Below are 18,353 nucleotides of genomic sequence, written 5' to 3'. Positions count from 1 at the left end.
TGGTTCAGGAACAGTACCATAAATACTTCTTTATCCTGGTCTTTGAGTATGGCGTGCAGGTACCTGGCAATACTGCCGCTGTCGTTGAGTATCGGCTTGTTCAATATTTCCCCCGCTTGCCTGCGCCTGCCCAGTTCCATCGCCGCAGCAATGGTGATGGCTTTTGCGTCGCCAATGCCTTTGATCTTCATCAATTCTTTTATGGAAACCTTACCCAGTTCATTCAGGTTATTGCTGCCCAACAGCATGATTTCTTTGGCGAGCTCTATAGCCGATTTGCAGCGGGTTCCGCTGTGTAACAATATGGCTATCAGTTCGGAATTGCTTAGGCTTTCAGGTCCTTTACTGCGCAGCTTTTCCCGCGGACGGTCGTCTTCCGACCAGTATTTGATCGATGTTTTTTGTGAGGTCAACATAATTTTTGTGTTTTTCAACCGTTATTTTGTTCTGTAATATATCCAAATTCCTTTTAAAAATCTTTAAAATCTGCCTCTTATGAAACTGTCAAACCGCCAGCTTGTTATCGGCTCCCTTCAGCCGCTTTTATTTTGCATTGGCATGTATTGCGTTATTCTTATTTTTTCGGTATTTGCATGCTCTTCTCTATACCACGCATTTAAAAGCAACAAAAAAACGGCTGATACCGAAGCCAGGGCGGTATCAGCGCATCAACCGGTAAAACAGGTTGCCGCTTCTTTTAAATAAAGATCATATGGATAGATACTTTTATCTTTTCACCGTCCGGCAGTACGGCAAAGCCTCCTTTTCCTTTGTTACAGCTTAATACAGGAGCAAGGTAACGAGGTGGGAATTATGTAACCTGAAAAAATTGAAGTCCCGCAGCAGTCGGCCCTTTTGAAACAATAAGCTTTTATTTATCTGTAGTGAATACAGTGATGTAACCGATATTCGGTTCGCAATATATAATATCACTTGAGTTCAGTGAAAAGCAGGTAATATATTTTTTAAACGGCCGCTCAATAGTTAGCACCTTCTTTTTATCTTCGCCGGATATCACACTCAATATGCAACCGAAGGCGAAAATATTTTCAGGCACAGGTTCCCGCTATCTTGCAGAAAAAATTGCACAGCAGTACGGACAGCCCTTGGGGAAAATAAGTATTCAGCGGTTTAGCGACGGAGAGATCCAGCCCACCTTTTTGGAAAGCATAAGGGGCGACTATGTTTTTCTTATCCAGAGCACTTTTTCTCCTTCAGATAATATAATGGAGCTGTTGTTGATGATTGATGCAGCCCGGAGAGCTTCTGCCGATAAGATCATTGCTGTTTTGCCCTATTATGGTTACGCCCGGCAAGACAGAAAGGATAAACCCCGCGTGGCCATTGGCAGTAAGCTGGTGGCTAACCTGCTAACTGCTGCAGGAGCCGACAGGGTGATCACGATGGATTTGCATGCTCCGCAGATACAGGGTTATTTTGACATACCGGTGGATCATTTGGACAGCTCTGCTATTTTCATCCCTTATATTGAAAAACTTAATCTGGAAAACCTTACCTTTGCCGCCCCCGATGTGGGAAGCGCCAACAGAATAAGGGAAATAGCCAGTTATTTCAATGCCGAAATGGTTATTTGCGATAAACACCGCAAGCGTGCCAATGAAATATCAAGCATGGTGGTAATAGGGGATGTAACGAACAGGAATGTAGTTCTTATTGATGATATATGCGATACAGGCGGCACACTTGCCAAAGCTGCAGGTTTGCTTATTGATAAGGGAGCCTCCAGCATCCGGGCCTTATGTACGCACCCGGTATTGAGCGGTAATGCTTATGTTAACATCGACAATAGTGTACTGGAGGAGATGGTGGTTTGCGATACCCTTCCTTTACGTGAACATGCGGAGAAGATAAAAATATTAAGCGTTGCGGGACTCTTTGCGAAAGCAATTCGTAACGCGTACGAAAATCAAAGTATTACAGGTCTTTTTATTCATAGTCAGCTAAGGAATAAGTAGGAAATTTTAAACATATATAAAAAATGAAAACAGTTACAATCGAAGGCCAACTGAGGACCGGAACCGGAAAAAAAGCCACCCGGCAACTCCGCTCTCAGGGTTTGGTACCTGGTGTAATTTACGGTGGCGACAGGGAGGTTAATTTTCAGGCTCCTGCACTGGCTTTTAAGCCATTGGTATACACATCAGAATTCCAGTTGGCAAACATCAATGTTGATGGTCAGTCGTATCGTTGTATTTTAAAAGATATCCAACTGGATACGGTGAGCGACAAACTGAGCCATGCCGATTTCTTACAATTGAGTGAAGCCAAAAAGGTTATTGCCAACATTCCGCTGAAGTTTACAGGTGTAGCGGAAGGTGTTAAAGCCGGGGGAAAGCTGGTAACCAAAATGAAAACATTAAAAGTAAAAACCCTGCCTCAGCACCTGAAGGAGAACATCGAAGTGGATTTGACCAATCTTGGGATCAACGAAAATGTAAGGGTGGAGGATGTAAAAGAAGGACATTACGAGATTTTGAATTCACCCCGCATTCCGATTGCCTCCGTGGTAATGACACGCCAGTTAAAGCAGGAAGAATCTGCAGCAGCGCCCGCCGCCACAACCGGAACCGCTGCCAAAGCACCTGCACCGGCGGCGAAAAAATAAAAAGGATCATTTTCTTTTATATGCCCAATCCTTTTACGGATTGGGCTTTTTGTTACACCCGTTGGTTTATGTCTAAATTTTTAATAGTAGGCTTAGGTAATCCCGGAACCGAGTACAGGCATACCCGCCACAATATCGGTTTCGACGTGGTAGACGCATTTGTACTAAAGCATGCTGGTGGTTTTACGCAGGGCAGGCATGCAGAAGTGGCAGAAATAAAATGGAGAGGAAGAATATTTATTTGCATAAAGCCCGCTACTTATATGAATTTAAGCGGGAAAGCTTTTAAGTACTGGCTGGATAAAGAAAAAGTGGTCCTGGATCAAACCCTTACTGTTGTAGATGATCTTGCACTTCCCTTGAGCAAGTTGCGGCTAAGAACCGGGGGCAGCCATGCAGGGCATAACGGGCTTTTTGATATTCAAAATATTTTGGGTACAGACAAGTACCCCAAATTAAGATTTGGTATCGGCAATAATTTCCCAAAAGGAATGCAGATTGAATATGTACTGGGCAAATGGTTTCCTGAAGAACAGCCAATAGTAAAAGAAAAAATAGAAAAATGCGTAGAAGTAATTGAAAATGTTTCAGTTATAGGATTTGAGCGTACCATGAACCATGTAAACAGTATGGAGTTTGGAAAATAAAGGCAGACTGGCGCAGTAACATTAGCTAAAAAAAGATGCCAAGTGTATAAGTTTCAATTTGTTTGCCTTAAATTAGCATCTTGCTATTTCCCAATTGTACAGGATCCATCTTCCTTGAATTATCCTCTAAATCTACTTAAAAACACATGTTCATATCGTTTAATTTGTATTTGTAAACCTTATTGAACTCTATTGAATTATGAAGATATTCTGTATAGGCCGTAACTATGTTGAACATGCCAGTGAAATGGGCAACGAAGTACCGTTAGAGCCTGTTGTATTTATGAAGCCCAAAAGCGCTCTTTTGCAGGCAAATACGCCGTTTTATTATCCCGAGTTTACCAACGAATTGCACGCGGAGGCTGAATTGGTTTTGCGCGTATGCAAGAATGGAAAATATATCCAGGAAAAGCATGCCGGCAAATATTACAACGGAATAACTGTTGGTATTGATTTTACCGCAAGGGATATACAGGACGAACTGAAAGCCAAAGGATTGCCCTGGGAAAAGGCTAAAGCCTGGGATAACTCCACCATTATTGGCAAATGGATTGACCTTACTCCTGCAATAAAAAAGGATGATATCAATTTTTGCCTGTACAAGAATAAGGAATTGGTGCAGCAGGGCAATTCCAGCCAAATGATCTTTGGTTTCGATGCCATTGTAGCTCATATTTCTAATTATTTTTCACTTAATATTGGTGATGTCATTTTTACCGGCACTCCGGCTGGCGTTGGAGAATGTGTGGTGGGTGATGAACTGGAAGGCTTTGTAGAAGACGACAGCTTGTTTGAGCTTTCCATCAAATAGCATTGGTAAAGACCGTATTTTAAATTCAACTGTCCCCGTAGCCCGCGGACTTTTCTTTTTATTGTTAAAAAGCCGCCAAAACATTTGTTTTAAGCGGCTTTTGATCATTCACGAAGCTAATAATAGTGCACCCGAATCACTAATTAGTACGGAATGTGTACATGACAACCCCTGTTGCAACCCCCTGATCAATTAAGTATTAAAGAAAAAAAATAAGCTGTTTAACCATTTTGCTATTTTGTTTCATAATTTCATCACATATCCGCCCTCTAAAAATTTGTTACCCCGCTGAGAAGTTTTTTTATGTTTTAAACATTACAACTCAGATGCAACATTCCGACCAGAAGTATATCAATGCCTTATTAGAAAATGATGCAACAGTACTGGAAGAGCTTTACCAGCGGTTTTCCGAAAAGATCAAATGGATGATCATCCGGAACAACGGTAGCGAAACAGACGCCGCGGATATTTTTCAGGATGCCCTGCTTTCTATATACAATAAAGCAAAGGGCGGTGATTTTACACTCACATGCCCCTTTGAAGCATTTTTATACCTTATTTGTAAAAACAAATGGCTCAATATATTAAGCAAAAGGAAGACGCAAAAGGTAACAATTACCGATACCGAAGGATTTAATTATATAGGCGAAGATGATTTTAAACTGGCGGAAGATTGCGTACTGCGGCAGGAACGAAACAATTTACTTGCAGAAAAGCTTGCCGAAATGGGCGATAGCTGTAAGAAAATCCTTCAGCTAAGCTGGAGTGGCATAGCAATGGATGAAGTGGCAAAACAACTGAATGTTACTTATGCTTATGCACGGAAAAAAAAATCGGAGTGTGTGGCAAGACTGATTAGCCTGGTAAAACAGTCGCCCAAATTTAATTCATTGAAATGGTAAGGTATGAAAGACCACAATGTTGAGCAATTTGAAAACTACCTTTCGGGAGACATGGCTCCTGAAGAAAAGCTGCGCTTTGAGGCCGGACTGAAAGAGGATAAAGAATTGTATGATTTATTCCATCTGTACAAAACAATTGATGCCGAAATGTACAACACCGGCAAATACAGTACCGGAGAAGCAGCTTTAAAAAGCACCCTGCAAAAGCTTAATGCAGTGTATTTCAAGCCTGAAGCGCCTGTGATGCAAATGAAAAAAAATAAAAAAAGGTTCAGGATTGCTGTGGCTGCCGCTGCGGGAGTTATTTTAATTTTGACAGCTTATTTTTATTTCTTCCAAAAGGCTACTGATCCCCGGCAATTGGCCAATCGTTATGTAAAGGAAGAACTGTTGCATTTGAGCATCACTATGGACGGGGCAAAAGACAGCCTGCAGCAGGGGATTGCAGCGTATAATGATAGCGCATATGCCAGGGCTGTACAATTGTTTGAAGCCGTATATAAAGCACATCCCGGGAACAGCGACGCCTTGAAATATGCAGGGACAACCTATCTTGTTACAAAAGAATACAACAAGGCATTGCAATGTTTTGATGAGCTTGCAGCCAAAAAAGGATTGTTCAGCAACTCCGGCACGTTCCTCAAAGCGGTAACCTTATTGCAAAGAAACCAGCCGGGTGATAAAGAACAGGCCACGCAGTTGTTGCAGCAGGTTGTGAATGAAAAAGCCGACGGCAGCAAAGAAGCCGAACGCTGGCTAAGGAAGTAATCTTTACCGTAATCCTTCCCTTTAATATATAACATTAAATCAGCTAAAATATATTGTATATGTTATTGAGAGGTGAATAGGCCGTAGGTAATGGTGAACTTTACCTCTCACTATTCACCATTCACATCTCTCATCCTAAATTTTACATTGTATGGAGATAACGGTTCCTAAAACACGATCGGTAATATCATGTTTCCGTATGGCTGTTGCGGCATGCATTATTGTTATTGCCGGTTGCAATTGTGGCGGATCCCGCACTGTTCCCGACTGGACAACCTACCAGGTAAGATCTCCTTATGAAGGCGAAAAGCCGGATCCTTATCAACAACTGGTTGTATGGCTGAAACCCGGTACGTCGCGGCAGGACTTCAATAAATGGCTGCAGGATAGCATTGTGAAAAAAGAAAAGAATGAATTGAAAATAAGATTTGTGTGCGGCAGTTGCGATTCATCTCTTTTTTTGCTGGAAGGAAGAGGTGTTGAGGTATATATGCAGGGTGAGGTAGCACAGGGAGGCAGTGGCAGCAGGAGTAAGCCAAAAGTAACCGGCGAGAGCGGCCCGCTTTATTTCAGTACCAATATCCCTGTTCAGTTTCCTGATGATACCAACGAACCTAAGGAAACAAGACTTCCGGCTCCTCCGTCATTCAGTGATCCGGTTGTGAACGTTGCCGTTTTTGATACCGGGCTGGATACTGCTTTGATCAGCGCCGCATTCCTGTATAAAACCGCCGACAGCGCCTGTATACCCGGCGGGAGCTCAGGATGGAACTTTACCGCGGGCAACAACAACTGGCTCGATGATAACCCCGGAAGGCATGGCAGCACAGTAACAAAATTTATAATTGATGAATCAGAGCGGTACAAAAAGAACAGCATAGCCGTGCTGCCTGTAAAAATTTTTGATGCCGATGGAACAAGCGATCTCTACAGTATACTTTGCGGGTTCGCTTATGCGAAAAACCGGAAGGTCAGCATCATTAACGCAAGCTTTGGTTATTATGAATCAAGGAATAAATACGACAGTTCGGGTAATGCATTATCTGAGCTAACTGCTCCGGTGTTATTGAAAGCATTCATAGAAGAGCATCTTACCAAAAACAATATTCTGCTTATAGCGGCAGCCGGCAATAAAGATGATGCAATAGAAGATCCGGAATACGATCCGGCAGATACGCTCCAAAAGCGCAATCTCGATAGTGTACATTTTTATCCTGCATCCCTGTCGCCTCTTTTGCCCAATGTAATTGCCATAACAACAGTATATAAAAACCAGGTAAGCCCCACCCAGAATTTTTCAAATAAGGTGGTGGATGCCGGCGTACATGCAGACGGAATAGATAATGCGAGGCAATTCTTCTTCACCAATCCTGTAAATACAGGTTTATCGCCCGTAGCAGGTTCTTCATTTGCTGCGCCTGTAGCCACGGGTAAATTTGCCGCGTGGTACTATACCTATAAAAATATGTTAAGCGCGCCTTTAACTATGGCCAAAAAAGACAGCATTTTCGCTATGCTTAAAACCCTGCCCGATCCTGTTTTTTTATACAATGAAGCAGGCCTGGCCAATAAAACAAAGGAGGGCAAAGTGATTCGCAAGGCAGACATTACAGAACAGGGAACAACTGTTTCATTAAGATAGAAGCCCAAAACAGATCGTATGCTTACCGGGGGCAATATATTTTTAAGAATAGTGACGTTTCAGCTCCTCACCGTTCTTTTTTTAAGCACGCATTGTTTTTCACAGTGCCACACCGGCAAAGACATATGGAGCAGTATTCTGGCTCTTGAAAACGCTTTCCTGACCAATGCCGTAAAGCTACAGCAGGCATACAGGGTGAAGCATGAATTTGAACATTGCAAACTGAGCAGGGATTCTGTATATGCAAGACTGCTGCACCGCATTGCCACGCTGGAATTTTTAGAAAATGGCAATAAGGCAACTAAGGAATCTGTTGAATATATGTTGCGCGCAATAGCCATCAACAATTCAGATGCCCCCGGCAGTTCTCCCGGATATGCCGTAAACAGCTATTACAATCTTGCTGTTTTTTACAGCTCACTTGATCTGAACAATAAGGCTTTAGATTATTACGACAGTGTTATTATATCAGATAATAAGCTAAACCTTCACAGTAACATTGCCATTGAATGCCGCGTGGGCAGAGCGGATATATTATTTAAAAACGGCGATTTTCAGAAATGCGTGGATGAATGTACTGCCGGTTTAGCTGTTGCAAAATATGCAGGAGATGCGATTACCATGATGCAATTGTTTAACCGGCGCGGACAGTCTTATGTTTACCTTGATAAACCGGGAAACGCCGGCGCCGATGCCGATTCTGCCCTGCACTATGCCGGTGCGCTGGGTGATGACTTTGAATGGGCTACGGCTGCAAAAATAAAAGCGCTTATTTATGCCGGTGAGGAACAGTTTGATAAAGCGGTTTTATTGTTTAACAAGGCAATACGCTCCAGGAAAAGAACAAATGAGTACGCCCAGGTGGCAGATGACTATACCGATTTGGGTAATTTTTATTTTCAGTATTTAAAGCAATACAGGCAGGCACAGGATTGTTATTTTAAAACGGTTGAATTTGCCCAAAAAGCAGGCGATACTCAAAGAATGTGCAAAGGCTATATCAATCTTGGTGAAGTGGCTTTCAGACTGCAGCAGGATCATCGCTATACCCGTACTGAAAATTATTACCGTAAAGCGTTGGAGGTATATGGGTTGAATGAGGGCTCGCTTTTGCAAGATCCGGTGTTAAGCCGGCTGTCTGTCATCGGTAATACTGATCTTTTACTGGTTATCCTTAATAACAAGACCGAATTGTTGCTCAAACTTTATAAAACAAATGGCGATAAACAATACCTCAAGGCCTGCCTTTCCACCGCAGTTTTAATGGATTCTGCTATTGCACAGGCACGGCACGAACAATTGGGTGAGCAAAGCAAGTTGTACTGGCGCAATAAAACCCGGTCTTTTTTTGCTACAGCGCTCGAAGCCTGCTATGTGGCTGAGGATATGCCTAAAGCATTTTATTTTATGGAAAAAAGCCGGGCGGTATTGCTAAGTGATAAGCTCAATGAACTGGGTGCTGCCACCCATTTGCCTGCATCCGAAAATGCCCTGGAGCAAAGCTATAAAGCAGCCATTGTTTATGAACAGCAAAAACTGGCCCGCACGGGTAAGCAGTTGCAGGCGTATCAAAGCCAGCAACTGAAAGTAATACATGCAAAGGAAGCCCTGGAAGACTATGTTAAAACGCTCGAACAAAAGTATCCGGTCTATTACCAGTACAAATATGCAGACGATATTCCAACACTTGAGGAATTGCAGGCCTGGCTGCAGCACAGGGGGGAAAGCTTTGTACATTATTTTATACAGGACACAACTGCGTATATACTGGTTAGCACGCCAGACACCAGCAGGATGATAAAGCTGCGGTCGAAAGAGCTTGATTCCGGCGACATGGACCTCTTTTTACAATGGTGCTCTGCCAAGCAACAGCTAAACAATCACTTCCCTTCATTTGCCGCGTTGGCACATAAATTATATACCAGCCTTTTTGAGCCCCTTCATTTGCCGGGCGGGCATGTAATACTGTGCCAGGATAATTTTTTACTGCCATTTGAAGCATTGTGTAAAGACGACAAAGGGAAGCAGTTCTTGGTATATGATTATATGTTCAGTTATGTATATTCGGCGCGCTATCTCATGAAACCTTTTCATATCCGAAAAGCAGGAGGTGATTTTATCGGGTTTGCACCGGTATCTTTTGCCGGTGATCTGGGCGTTCCCGAGCTCAGGCATTCCGCGCTATCGCTTGCCAAAGCCGGTGCTTATTATGATAATGCAAAACTGTTTACCCAAACAGCAGCTACCCGGAAAAACTTTCTTGAGCAGGTGGCCGGTTACAGTATAGTGAACGTATTTTCTCATGCGCTGGCCGATACCGGCAGCTCAGAACCTGTATTGTATATGCAGGATTCTGTTATTAATCTTTCAGAACTGCAATTGCTCAGCCACCCGGCTACGCAACTGATCATGCTGAGCGCCTGCCAGACCAATGTGGGTAAAAACGCAACAGGAGAGGGGATTTACAGCCTGGCAAGAGGTTTTTCTTCGGCAGGCATACCGTCGGTTTCTGCTACTTTATGGAAGGCGGATGAAGAGACGATATACGCTATCTCTGATGCTTTTCATGCATTGCTTGCAAAAGGCATGCGCAAAGATGAAGCGCTTCAAAAGGCAAAACTGCTTTTTATGGAAAGCGGTGGAAAAGAAAAGCTATTACCGTATTATTGGGCCAATATGGTCATTATTGGCAGCGGGGATGCTGTTGTGCTTTCATCACCTGCTGCATACAGCAGGCGGCTCAATGCAGGCATCATTTTTGCTGTTGCTATTGCTGTTATTATCCTGCTCGTCCGGGTACGGCAAAATATCAATTGAAAATCCCTGGCAATTCCGATAACACCTCATTCATTTTCCTGTGCAAAATGTTTCCGTATAGTGTAATACAATCCACTTGTTTCGTAATTTATAAAACCACTTAACCTAAACATTTCATTTATGAAAAATGGATTTTTTAAGATCGGGTTCTTCGCTGTATTGTTATGGGCGGTTCTTATTATTGCAGGCTGCCCCAGGGGCGCCCAAAGATCACCCGGTGGCGGTGGTTCAAGCGATACCAGCGGAGCGCCGATCAAACCTGGTAATTAGAAAGTATTGTAAGCTGGCAGAGGCTTAAAAGGATCAAAGACACAAAATCCTGGCCTGTAGGTTTTATTTTGTTCGGGGCTGGGTGATCTCTGGTAAACATTGCTTTTTAGACAGCACCATTTTCAGTTCCCCAAACCATAGGCATATCTTTGAACATCAGAAGATATGCCAACACGTTTTATATTGCACACCGGTACATTATTGACTGTAAAACATTGCTTTTGCTGTGCAGCAGCCCTGTGGCTGTGCCTCACCGGTTATAGCCAGCAGCACCTTATTGCGGAGCGCATTTTCTCTATTGAGCATAATCCCGCGTTTCCTGCTGAACAAAAACTTTCTCACCTGTACAGGGTTAAAGCGCAATACGACAGCTCCGGACTTGTAAAGGATACGATATATGCAAAAATGCTGGGCAGCATAGGATTATACGAGTTTATTGTAAGCAACAATTATGATGCTGCTATACAGCATACTTTATCGGCGGCAGCCATTGCTGTGACCGCAGAGCCAACCCCCGCTTTTTTTATGGCAACGGGTCATTATTTTAACCTGGGCTTTTATTATGATAAGACGCAGCGGTTTTCAAAAGCGTTGGCTTATTACGACACGGCCATTATAATTTCGCGCAAAGTGGCGGGCCGCGAAAGCCGCATGCTGGATGCGCGTCTCGGGAAAATATATATTTATTTCAGAACGGGCGACTATCAGAAAAGTGTGGAAGAAAGTACAGGGGGGATAATTACTGCTTTACAGTTGGGCGATTCATTGCGCTATCTTGATTTCCTGAACCAGCGGGGGCAATCCCTTTTCTTTCAAAACCAGCTTGAGCAGTCATTGTCCGATATTGAAACCGTAATACCTGTGGCGAAGCGGCTTCATCAGCCTCACCGGCTTGCCAGTGCGTATAAAATGAAGGGTTTTATTTATGCAAAGCGCAGGAATTTCCGGGTGGCTGCAGCTGCTTTTGAGAATGCAATTGAAGCACGGAAACAAACCGCAGATATCGGGCAGATAGCAGGAGATTATAACGATCTCGGGAATTTCTGTTTCGACAGCCTCAAAAATCCTCAGCATGCAAGAATGTATTATGGGCAGGGAATAAAATATGCAGGGCAGGCAAAAGATTCCGTTCGGCTTTCAAGGCTTAGTCTTAACATTGGAAGAACATACATTGATGAGGATGAATTTAAGAAAGCGGAAGCATATTTGTTTCGGGCCTTTCTTTATCTTGGTATAAATACCGGCAGCGGTTTGCGCAACTCATCAGTGGTTGCAGCAATTGCCCGGAGCCAAAATAAAGAGCTGCTCCTGTATATCCTTGAAAATAAAACCTGGCTTCTTCAGCGGCTGTATGAAGCACAAAAGGATAAGCATTTTTTGCATGACTGCCTTGCTGTGGCACTGCTTACCGATTCGGTGGTCACGCAATTGCGGCACGAACAAACGGGAGAGCAAAGCAAATTATACTGGAGAGACAGAACCCGGCCCTTTTTTGCAACAGCACTTAAAGCCTGTTATGCTGCTGAAGATCCGGCGCTGGCATTTTATTTTATGGAAAAAAGCAGGGCAGTGTTGCTTAGCGATAAATTAAGTGAACTGGGCGCCATGGCGCATTTGCCGGCAGAAGAACACAATGCAGAGCAGGAATACAAAAGGCGTATTGCCAGTGAAGAGCAAAAGCTCAATGCTTTGCCCGCGCATGCTGCGCAATACAAACAGCAGCAATTGATCGTATTGCATGCAAAAAATGGATTTGAGCATTATATCAGAACGCTCGAACAAAAATATCCTGCTTATTACCAGTATAAGTATTCGAGTAAGGTTCCGTCGCTTGCAGAACTGCAGGAATATCTTTTAAAGAGAAACGCCCGCTTCGTTCATTATTTTGTGGAGGATACAACAGTATATATACTGCACATTATGCCTGATGCAACAAAAATGATTCAGTTGCATTCGGATGATTTTTACAGCGACCAGATAAGGGATTTTATCGGGTACTGTTCAAACAAGCAGCGGCTGAACAATAATTTCAGAGGTTTTGCATCCCTGTCACATGCGTTGTATAAAAATCTTTTTGAACCGCTGCAATTACCTGCCGGAAGGGTTATACTGTGCCAGGATAATTTTTTACTGCCCTTTGAAGCATTGTGTAAAGATGAAAAGGGGAAGCAGTTTTTGGTGTACGATCATGTTTTTAGCTATGTATATTCTGCAGGCTACCTGCTCAAAGAAATGAATGCCCCTGTTGCAAAAGGAAACTATATCGGTTTTGCGCCGGTATCCTTCGCACCGGATCTTGCATTACCTGCCTTAACAAATTCTGCAACATTTCTGGAGCATACCGCTTCGTACTATAATGCTGCCACGTTGTACACAGGAGCCAATGCCAGCAGGCGTAACTTTATGGAAGCTGTACCAGGGTATAGCATTGCCAATATATTTTCGCATGCCCTTGCAGATACCGGTAATGCTGAACCGCTGTTGTATATGCAGGATTCGGTGATTCATCTTTCCGAATTGCAATTGCTTAACCGTCCGGCTACACAACTGATCATGCTGAGCGCCTGCCAAACCAATGCGGGAAGGAATGCCACGGGCGAAGGGATATACAGCCTGGCCCGGGGATTTTCCTCAGCCGGTATACCCTCGGTTGCGGCCACTTTATGGAAAGCGGATGAGCAAGCCATATACGCGCTGTCGGATAAGTTTAATGAATATCTTTCGGAAGGTATGTGTAAAGATGACGCCCTGCAAAAAGCAAAATTGTATTTTATTGAACAGGGTGGCAGGGAAAAACTGCTTCCCTATTTTTGGGCCAACATGGTGCTCATGGGCAATACGGAACCGGTAACATTTCCGGATTCTGGCAGCGTTCCGTGGTGGCTGATGCCTGCTATAACGCTATTGCTTGCACCTGTTCTTTATATTGTTATGAAGCGAAAAAGGAAGGGATTAAAAACAGATTTCAGAAAATTACAGTGATGAACTTATCAGGGGATATTGTATAGTCTTGTGAAGCGATATGAAGGATCAGGATCGCGTGCCAGCATTAAGGGTTGGCTATGGGAAACGGATTTTTTATAATAGTTATCATAATAAGCATTTGTCATTAAATCTACCTGGTAATTATAACTGACATTTTTTTTTGCCGCGCCGTAAAGTTTGCTTGTGAAAGAATGCGAAAAATCAGAGGGTTTGTATTGATCTAATTTTTCGTTTTTTATTTTTTTACCATCTATCCAAACGCCATACATAGCAGCATTTTTCCAGGCAGTGAACATTTTTGCTGTAGGAATGTCCTTTGCGAACGGGGATGGTTTCTTATGAAAGATGATTTCCGCCTTTGCCTGTTGGGCTTTACTCATCATTTTGTAAATGTGCTCAAGCCTGCTTCTCTCTTCATTTGAGAATTTACTTGTAATAAAAGTTTTTTTGTTATTGATCGTTTCAATTTTGAATAAAGGTTTATGTTGGGCTATAATGCTATTGTATTCATTTATTAAGATATGCTATCATTTTTTCTTGTTTTTAATTTCCTGATTTATTATTTTTTTCAGGCTTTCCAACTGCGTTGCAGTGAGATCAGTGGATTTTGTAAAAAAGGAAGCAAATTGCAGCGCTGAGTTATTAAAGTAATTTTTAATTATCCCGTTAACATGTTTTGAGAAATAATCTGTTTTTTTTACAAGAGGATAATATTGCCGTGAATTGCCCATAAGCGTATAGCCTACAAAACCTTTTTTCTGCATTCTTTTTAATAAAGTAGCAATTGTAGTTGCTGCGGGCCTGGGCTCCGGATAATGGTCTATAATATTTTTCAGAAATGTTTTTTCCTCTTTCCAGATAAATTCCATCAATTGCTCCTCTGCTTTTGATAATTGCATGTTCTATATATTAAGAATGTGTTCTACAAATGTAGATGATATTTAAGAATAAAAAAATATTTTTAGAGAATATTCTTCGGAATCTTTTGGAGAGTGGTAAGGAGACCGGGATAAGCGCTTTTTGATTAAAACCTGTCCATTCCGGCTGCAGTGGTGGCTATGAACAGGGTTTACAGGAAAGAGACAATTATCCCTTTCCTGCCCGGATTTTTGGCGAAGGATCAACAACCTTTATATAGAACCATATGATTTGCGGAATGTTACGGGCCTATCCTCTTTTTTATACCCTAAAAAAAAAGCACAGGTAATAGCCGCACATGAGGATATGTTTACTGGTACCTGTGCCCCTGAAGCATGACAGAAGAACACCTGGAGGATGAAAATGTTGAGAAGCTGTGCTTAGGAAGAACAATGGCGCGCCCGTTGTGTTACCCTTATTCGGATGGTATTCCTGGAAATATCATGTAGATAATATGATTTTGCTTCATGTGAAGTAAAAAAGTCCATCATTTTCCAATTATTGTACATTGGGCAGTGAACTAAAAAAGGGAAATTTGGCATAATATAACACTCCTGTTCATTCCCTGCGGGAGGATTGATTATTATATTTTCATTTTTTAAATTTCGTACCTTACACCCTATACAGAACGTGCTTCCCATCATGAAAATAAAAATCAACAAAAAACTCTTCCTTATTACCGGCATACTCGTTGTGGCTCTTATTGTTACCACCAGTCTTATTGGTCACAAAAGGGTTGATTACAACACGGAGGTAAAGCCCCTCTTCAATAAAAAATGCATCACCTGCCATGGCGGGGTAAAAAAAGAATCCGGATTCAGCCTTTTATTCCGTTCTGAAGCATTGGCTAAGGGTGAAAGCGGTAAACTGGCTATTGTTCCGGGCGACCCCGATAACAGCGAGATGATCCGCAGGCTTACCAGTAAAGATCCTGAAGAAAGGATGCCTTATCAGCATGCTCCTTTGAGTTCCGAAGAAATTGATATGCTCAGGCAATGGATTAAGGAAGGAGCACATTGGGGCGATCACTGGGCTTATGTGGCCGTAAAACCTGTAGAAGTCCCGGATGCAACTTCAGGATTCTGGGGTTTTCTGACGGGGAAAAATGAATGGGTTAAAAATGATGTTGATCACTTCATTTACGATCAGTTGAAGCAGCAGCAACTGGAGCCGTCTTCTGAGGCGGATAAGTCCGCGCTTTTACGAAGGGTGAGCCTTGACATTACCGGCGTTCCTCCGTCGGATGATCTTGCACATAAATTTTTGAATGATAGCAGTGCAGATGCTTATGAAAAGCTGGTGGATGAACTGTTGGCTTCACCTCAGTATGGTGAAAAATGGACCTCTATGTGGCTGGACCTGGCCCGCTATGCCGACAGCAAAGGATATGAAAAAGACGGTTACCGTTCTATATGGCGCTATCGCGACTGGCTGATCAAGGCATTTAACAGCGATATGCCTTACGACCGGTTTTTAACCGAACAGCTTGCAGGTGACCTGATGCCCGGTGCTACAGATGAACAGTTTATCGCCACCGCATTTAACCGCAATTCAATGACAAACGATGAAGGGGGCACAGATGATGAAGAATTTAGGACAGCAGCCGTAATTGACCGGGTGAATACCACATGGGAAACCCTGCTGAGCACAACCTTCGCCTGTGTGCAATGCCATAGTCATCCTTATGATCCGTTTACGCATGAGGAGTATTATAAGTTCATGGCTTTTTTTAACAATACCAGGGATGAAGATGTAACCGGTGATTATCCCCAGTTGCGAGAATTTGATGCTCAGGATACTGTTAAGCTTGAAAAATTAAATGAATGGCTGGCGCAGCATGCAACAAAGAAAGAATCAGATGGAGTCATTCGCTTCCTGAAAACATGGCAACCTGCTGTTAATGCACACCTTGCCGATAAATTGGTGAACAGCGCTGTTTCGGATACCAGGCTGGCGCTCAGGAACAATGCAGTTTGCCGTTTACCCGGTATTGATCTTACCAATAAAAATGTATTGCGCTATCGCTATACTTCCGGAATTGACAAAGGCAAATGGACAATTCATTTAGACAGCCCCGACGGACCTGTGCTGGCTTCTATTGTTATTCCCCCGTCGCAGGGATGGAATGTGGGCCGGGCAGACCTTAATGCTGCTTCAGGCGTACATGACCTGTATTTTACTTACCACAACCCCACTGTTGAAAAGGTGAATGAGCATACGCTCGCTTATTTTGACTGGTTTTATTTTGCTTCATCTTTCCCTGGGAGAACGGCGCCGGGCTACGATAGCGCCTATGTCTGGTTTAACGATTTGATCACTACTCCCGTTGCTGCCGTTACGCCTGTATTGATGGAGAACCCGCCTGATATGTTTCGTTCCACCCATGTATTTGAAAGGGGCAACTGGATGGTAAAGGGAGATGAAGTGGAGCCGGATGTGCCTCATTCGCTCAATCCGCTGCCCGGGGGAGCGCCGCGCAACCGCCTCGGCCTGGCAATGTGGATGACAGATAAAAAAAACCCGCTTACATCAAGAACCATTGTAAACAGGATATGGGAGCAGCTCATGGGACAGGGCATTGCCGAAACGCTGGAAGACCTGGGCTCGCAGGGTATTGAGCCCACGCACAGATTATTGCTGGACTGGCTGTCGGGTCAACTGATGAATGAATACAACTGGAGCCTTAAAAAGCTGGTCAAAACCATTGTGATGTCGGCCACCTACCGGCAGGATTCCAAAATAACCCCCGAGATGCTGGAAAAAGATCCTTTTAATAAATATTATGCCCGTGGTCCGCGGGTAAGGCTATCCGCAGAACAAATAAGAGATCAGGCACTGGCACTGTCTGGATTATTAAGCCCGAAAATGTACGGCAAAAGTGTAATGCCTTATCAGCCACCGGGGATATGGCTGTCGCCCTATGATGGTAATGTGTGGGAAAAAAGCACCGGAGAAGATCAATACCGGCGTGCGGTGTATACGTACTGGAAGCGTACTGCTCCTTATCCTACGATGCTTAGTTTTGACGGCGTGGCACGTGAAGTATGTGTAGCCAGGCGAATACGGACCAACACACCCCTGCAGGCCTTGGCCACGTTAAATGATGAAGGCTTTATTGAAATGGCGCGGCATTTTGCTGCAAGAATGGAGGAAGAAGGCGGTAGCAATGTGCAGCAGCAGATCGGTAAGGGATACGAGCTGGCCATGTTCCGTCCCATCAGCAAAGCGAAGCTTGAACCATTAGTGGAGCTGTATCAGCAGGCATTAGAACAATTTAAGAATGATGAAACCAAAACATGCGAAATGATCGGTGCAGAGATGGGTAATAATACACCCGAAAAAGCAGCACTGATCGTTGTGGCGAATGCCATGCTTAATTTAGATGAGTTCGTTACGAAGAATTGAATGGATAGACGGAAAGCCCTATGTGCGCCTATGATCCTATGTGTTGAAAAAATACTTTAACATATAGGCACAGTAGAAACATAGGAACGCAGTAGAAGAAGTAAAATTATGTAATAAGATAAAGCCCTATCTGCCTATGATCCTATGTGTTGAGAAAAAAGCTTTAACACGTAGGCACAGTAGAAACATAGAAACACAATAGAAGAAGTAAAATTATGTAATAAGATAAAGCCCTATGTGCGCCTATGATCCTATGTGTTGAAAAAATGCTTTAACACATAGGCACAGTAGGAACATAGGAACACAGTAGAAGAAGTAAAATTATGTAATAAGATAAAGCCCTATGTGCGCCTATGATCCTATGTGTTGAGAAAAAAACTTTAACACATAGGTACAGTAGGAACATAGAAACACAGTAGAAGAAGTAAAATTATGTAATAAGATAAAGCCCTATGTGTGCCTATGATCCTATGTGTTGAGAAAAAAACTTTAACACATAGGTACAGCAGGAACATAGGAACACAGTAGAAGAAGTAAAATTATGTAATAAGATAAAGCCCTA

At 43.1% G+C, this 18,353-nt stretch carries 15 protein-coding genes; 12 read left to right on the top strand and 3 right to left on the bottom strand.

Annotated elements, in window-relative coordinates:
• A partial coding sequence (locus tag PLH26_RS07825; RefSeq protein WP_324585452.1) for a JAB domain-containing protein occupies positions 1-416 on the bottom strand: 416 nt, incomplete at its 3' end.
• Positions 417-495: 79 nt separating this feature from the next.
• Here PLH26_RS07825 and PLH26_RS07820 point away from each other — a divergent pair.
• The 11 genes from PLH26_RS07820 to PLH26_RS07770 all read left to right on the top strand — a co-directional run bounded on the left by PLH26_RS07820 (position 496) and on the right by PLH26_RS07770 (position 13,465).
• Positions 496-705, top strand: coding sequence for a hypothetical protein (locus PLH26_RS07820; protein WP_324585451.1), 210 nt, complete (start codon positions 496-498; stop codon positions 703-705).
• A gap of 320 nt (positions 706-1,025) precedes the next feature.
• Positions 1,026-1,976: a ribose-phosphate pyrophosphokinase gene (locus PLH26_RS07815; RefSeq protein ID WP_324585450.1), complete on the top strand. Its 951-nt coding sequence runs from the start codon at positions 1,026-1,028 to the stop codon at positions 1,974-1,976.
• 23 nt (positions 1,977-1,999) lie between these two features.
• On the top strand, positions 2,000-2,626 hold the full coding sequence (locus PLH26_RS07810) for a 50S ribosomal protein L25 (protein WP_324585449.1): 627 nt from the start codon (positions 2,000-2,002) through the stop codon (positions 2,624-2,626).
• 68 nt (positions 2,627-2,694) lie between these two features.
• The gene (gene pth, locus PLH26_RS07805) at positions 2,695-3,273 is read left to right on the top strand and encodes an aminoacyl-tRNA hydrolase (protein ID WP_324585448.1); all 579 of its coding nucleotides are present in this window, start codon (positions 2,695-2,697) and stop codon (positions 3,271-3,273) included.
• Positions 3,274-3,472: 199 nt separating this feature from the next.
• On the top strand, positions 3,473-4,084 hold the full coding sequence (locus PLH26_RS07800) for a fumarylacetoacetate hydrolase family protein (protein WP_324585447.1): 612 nt from the start codon (positions 3,473-3,475) through the stop codon (positions 4,082-4,084).
• A gap of 326 nt (positions 4,085-4,410) precedes the next feature.
• Positions 4,411-4,986, top strand: a complete 576-nt coding sequence (locus tag PLH26_RS07795) for an RNA polymerase sigma factor (protein ID WP_324585446.1) — start codon at positions 4,411-4,413, stop codon at positions 4,984-4,986.
• A gap of 3 nt (positions 4,987-4,989) precedes the next feature.
• Positions 4,990-5,754: a tetratricopeptide repeat protein gene (locus tag PLH26_RS07790; protein ID WP_324585445.1), complete on the top strand. Its 765-nt coding sequence runs from the start codon at positions 4,990-4,992 to the stop codon at positions 5,752-5,754.
• 151 nt (positions 5,755-5,905) lie between these two features.
• Entirely contained in the window at positions 5,906-7,396 is a 1,491-nt protein-coding gene (locus PLH26_RS07785) for a S8 family serine peptidase (protein WP_324585444.1), read from the top strand.
• 18 nt (positions 7,397-7,414) lie between these two features.
• A complete protein-coding gene (locus PLH26_RS07780) occupies positions 7,415-10,213 on the top strand; it encodes a CHAT domain-containing protein (RefSeq protein ID WP_324585443.1) in 2,799 nt (932 codons plus the stop codon).
• A gap of 120 nt (positions 10,214-10,333) precedes the next feature.
• On the top strand, positions 10,334-10,483 hold the full coding sequence (locus tag PLH26_RS07775) for a hypothetical protein (protein ID WP_324585442.1): 150 nt from the start codon (positions 10,334-10,336) through the stop codon (positions 10,481-10,483).
• Between the two features lie 165 nt (positions 10,484-10,648).
• Positions 10,649-13,465 carry a CHAT domain-containing protein gene (locus PLH26_RS07770; protein ID WP_324585441.1) on the top strand — a complete coding sequence of 939 codons (2,817 nt, stop codon included), beginning with the start codon at positions 10,649-10,651 and terminating at the stop codon, positions 13,463-13,465.
• 8 nt (positions 13,466-13,473) lie between these two features.
• Here PLH26_RS07770 and PLH26_RS07765 read toward each other — a convergent pair whose 3' ends face one another.
• Positions 13,474-13,851 carry a hypothetical protein gene (locus PLH26_RS07765; protein ID WP_324585440.1) on the bottom strand — a complete coding sequence of 126 codons (378 nt, stop codon included), beginning with the start codon at positions 13,849-13,851 and terminating at the stop codon, positions 13,474-13,476.
• Between the two features lie 144 nt (positions 13,852-13,995).
• Complete coding sequence (locus PLH26_RS07760; protein ID WP_324585439.1) at positions 13,996-14,367, bottom strand: BlaI/MecI/CopY family transcriptional regulator; 372 nt, start codon at positions 14,365-14,367, stop codon at positions 13,996-13,998.
• 661 nt (positions 14,368-15,028) lie between these two features.
• Between PLH26_RS07760 and PLH26_RS07755 the strand changes: the two genes are divergently transcribed.
• Positions 15,029-17,791 (top strand): DUF1553 domain-containing protein, encoded by a 2,763-nt coding sequence (locus PLH26_RS07755; protein ID WP_324585438.1) that lies wholly within the window; start codon positions 15,029-15,031, stop codon positions 17,789-17,791.
• Positions 17,792-18,353 lie beyond the last annotated feature (562 nt).

The organism is Agriterribacter sp. (assembly GCF_035444585.1).
In the GTDB taxonomy this organism is placed as follows: Bacteria; Bacteroidota; Bacteroidia; order Chitinophagales; family Chitinophagaceae; genus Agriterribacter.
The sequence above is the reverse complement of the archived record's forward strand: the minus strand, read 5'-3'. Positions and strand labels throughout refer to the sequence as shown.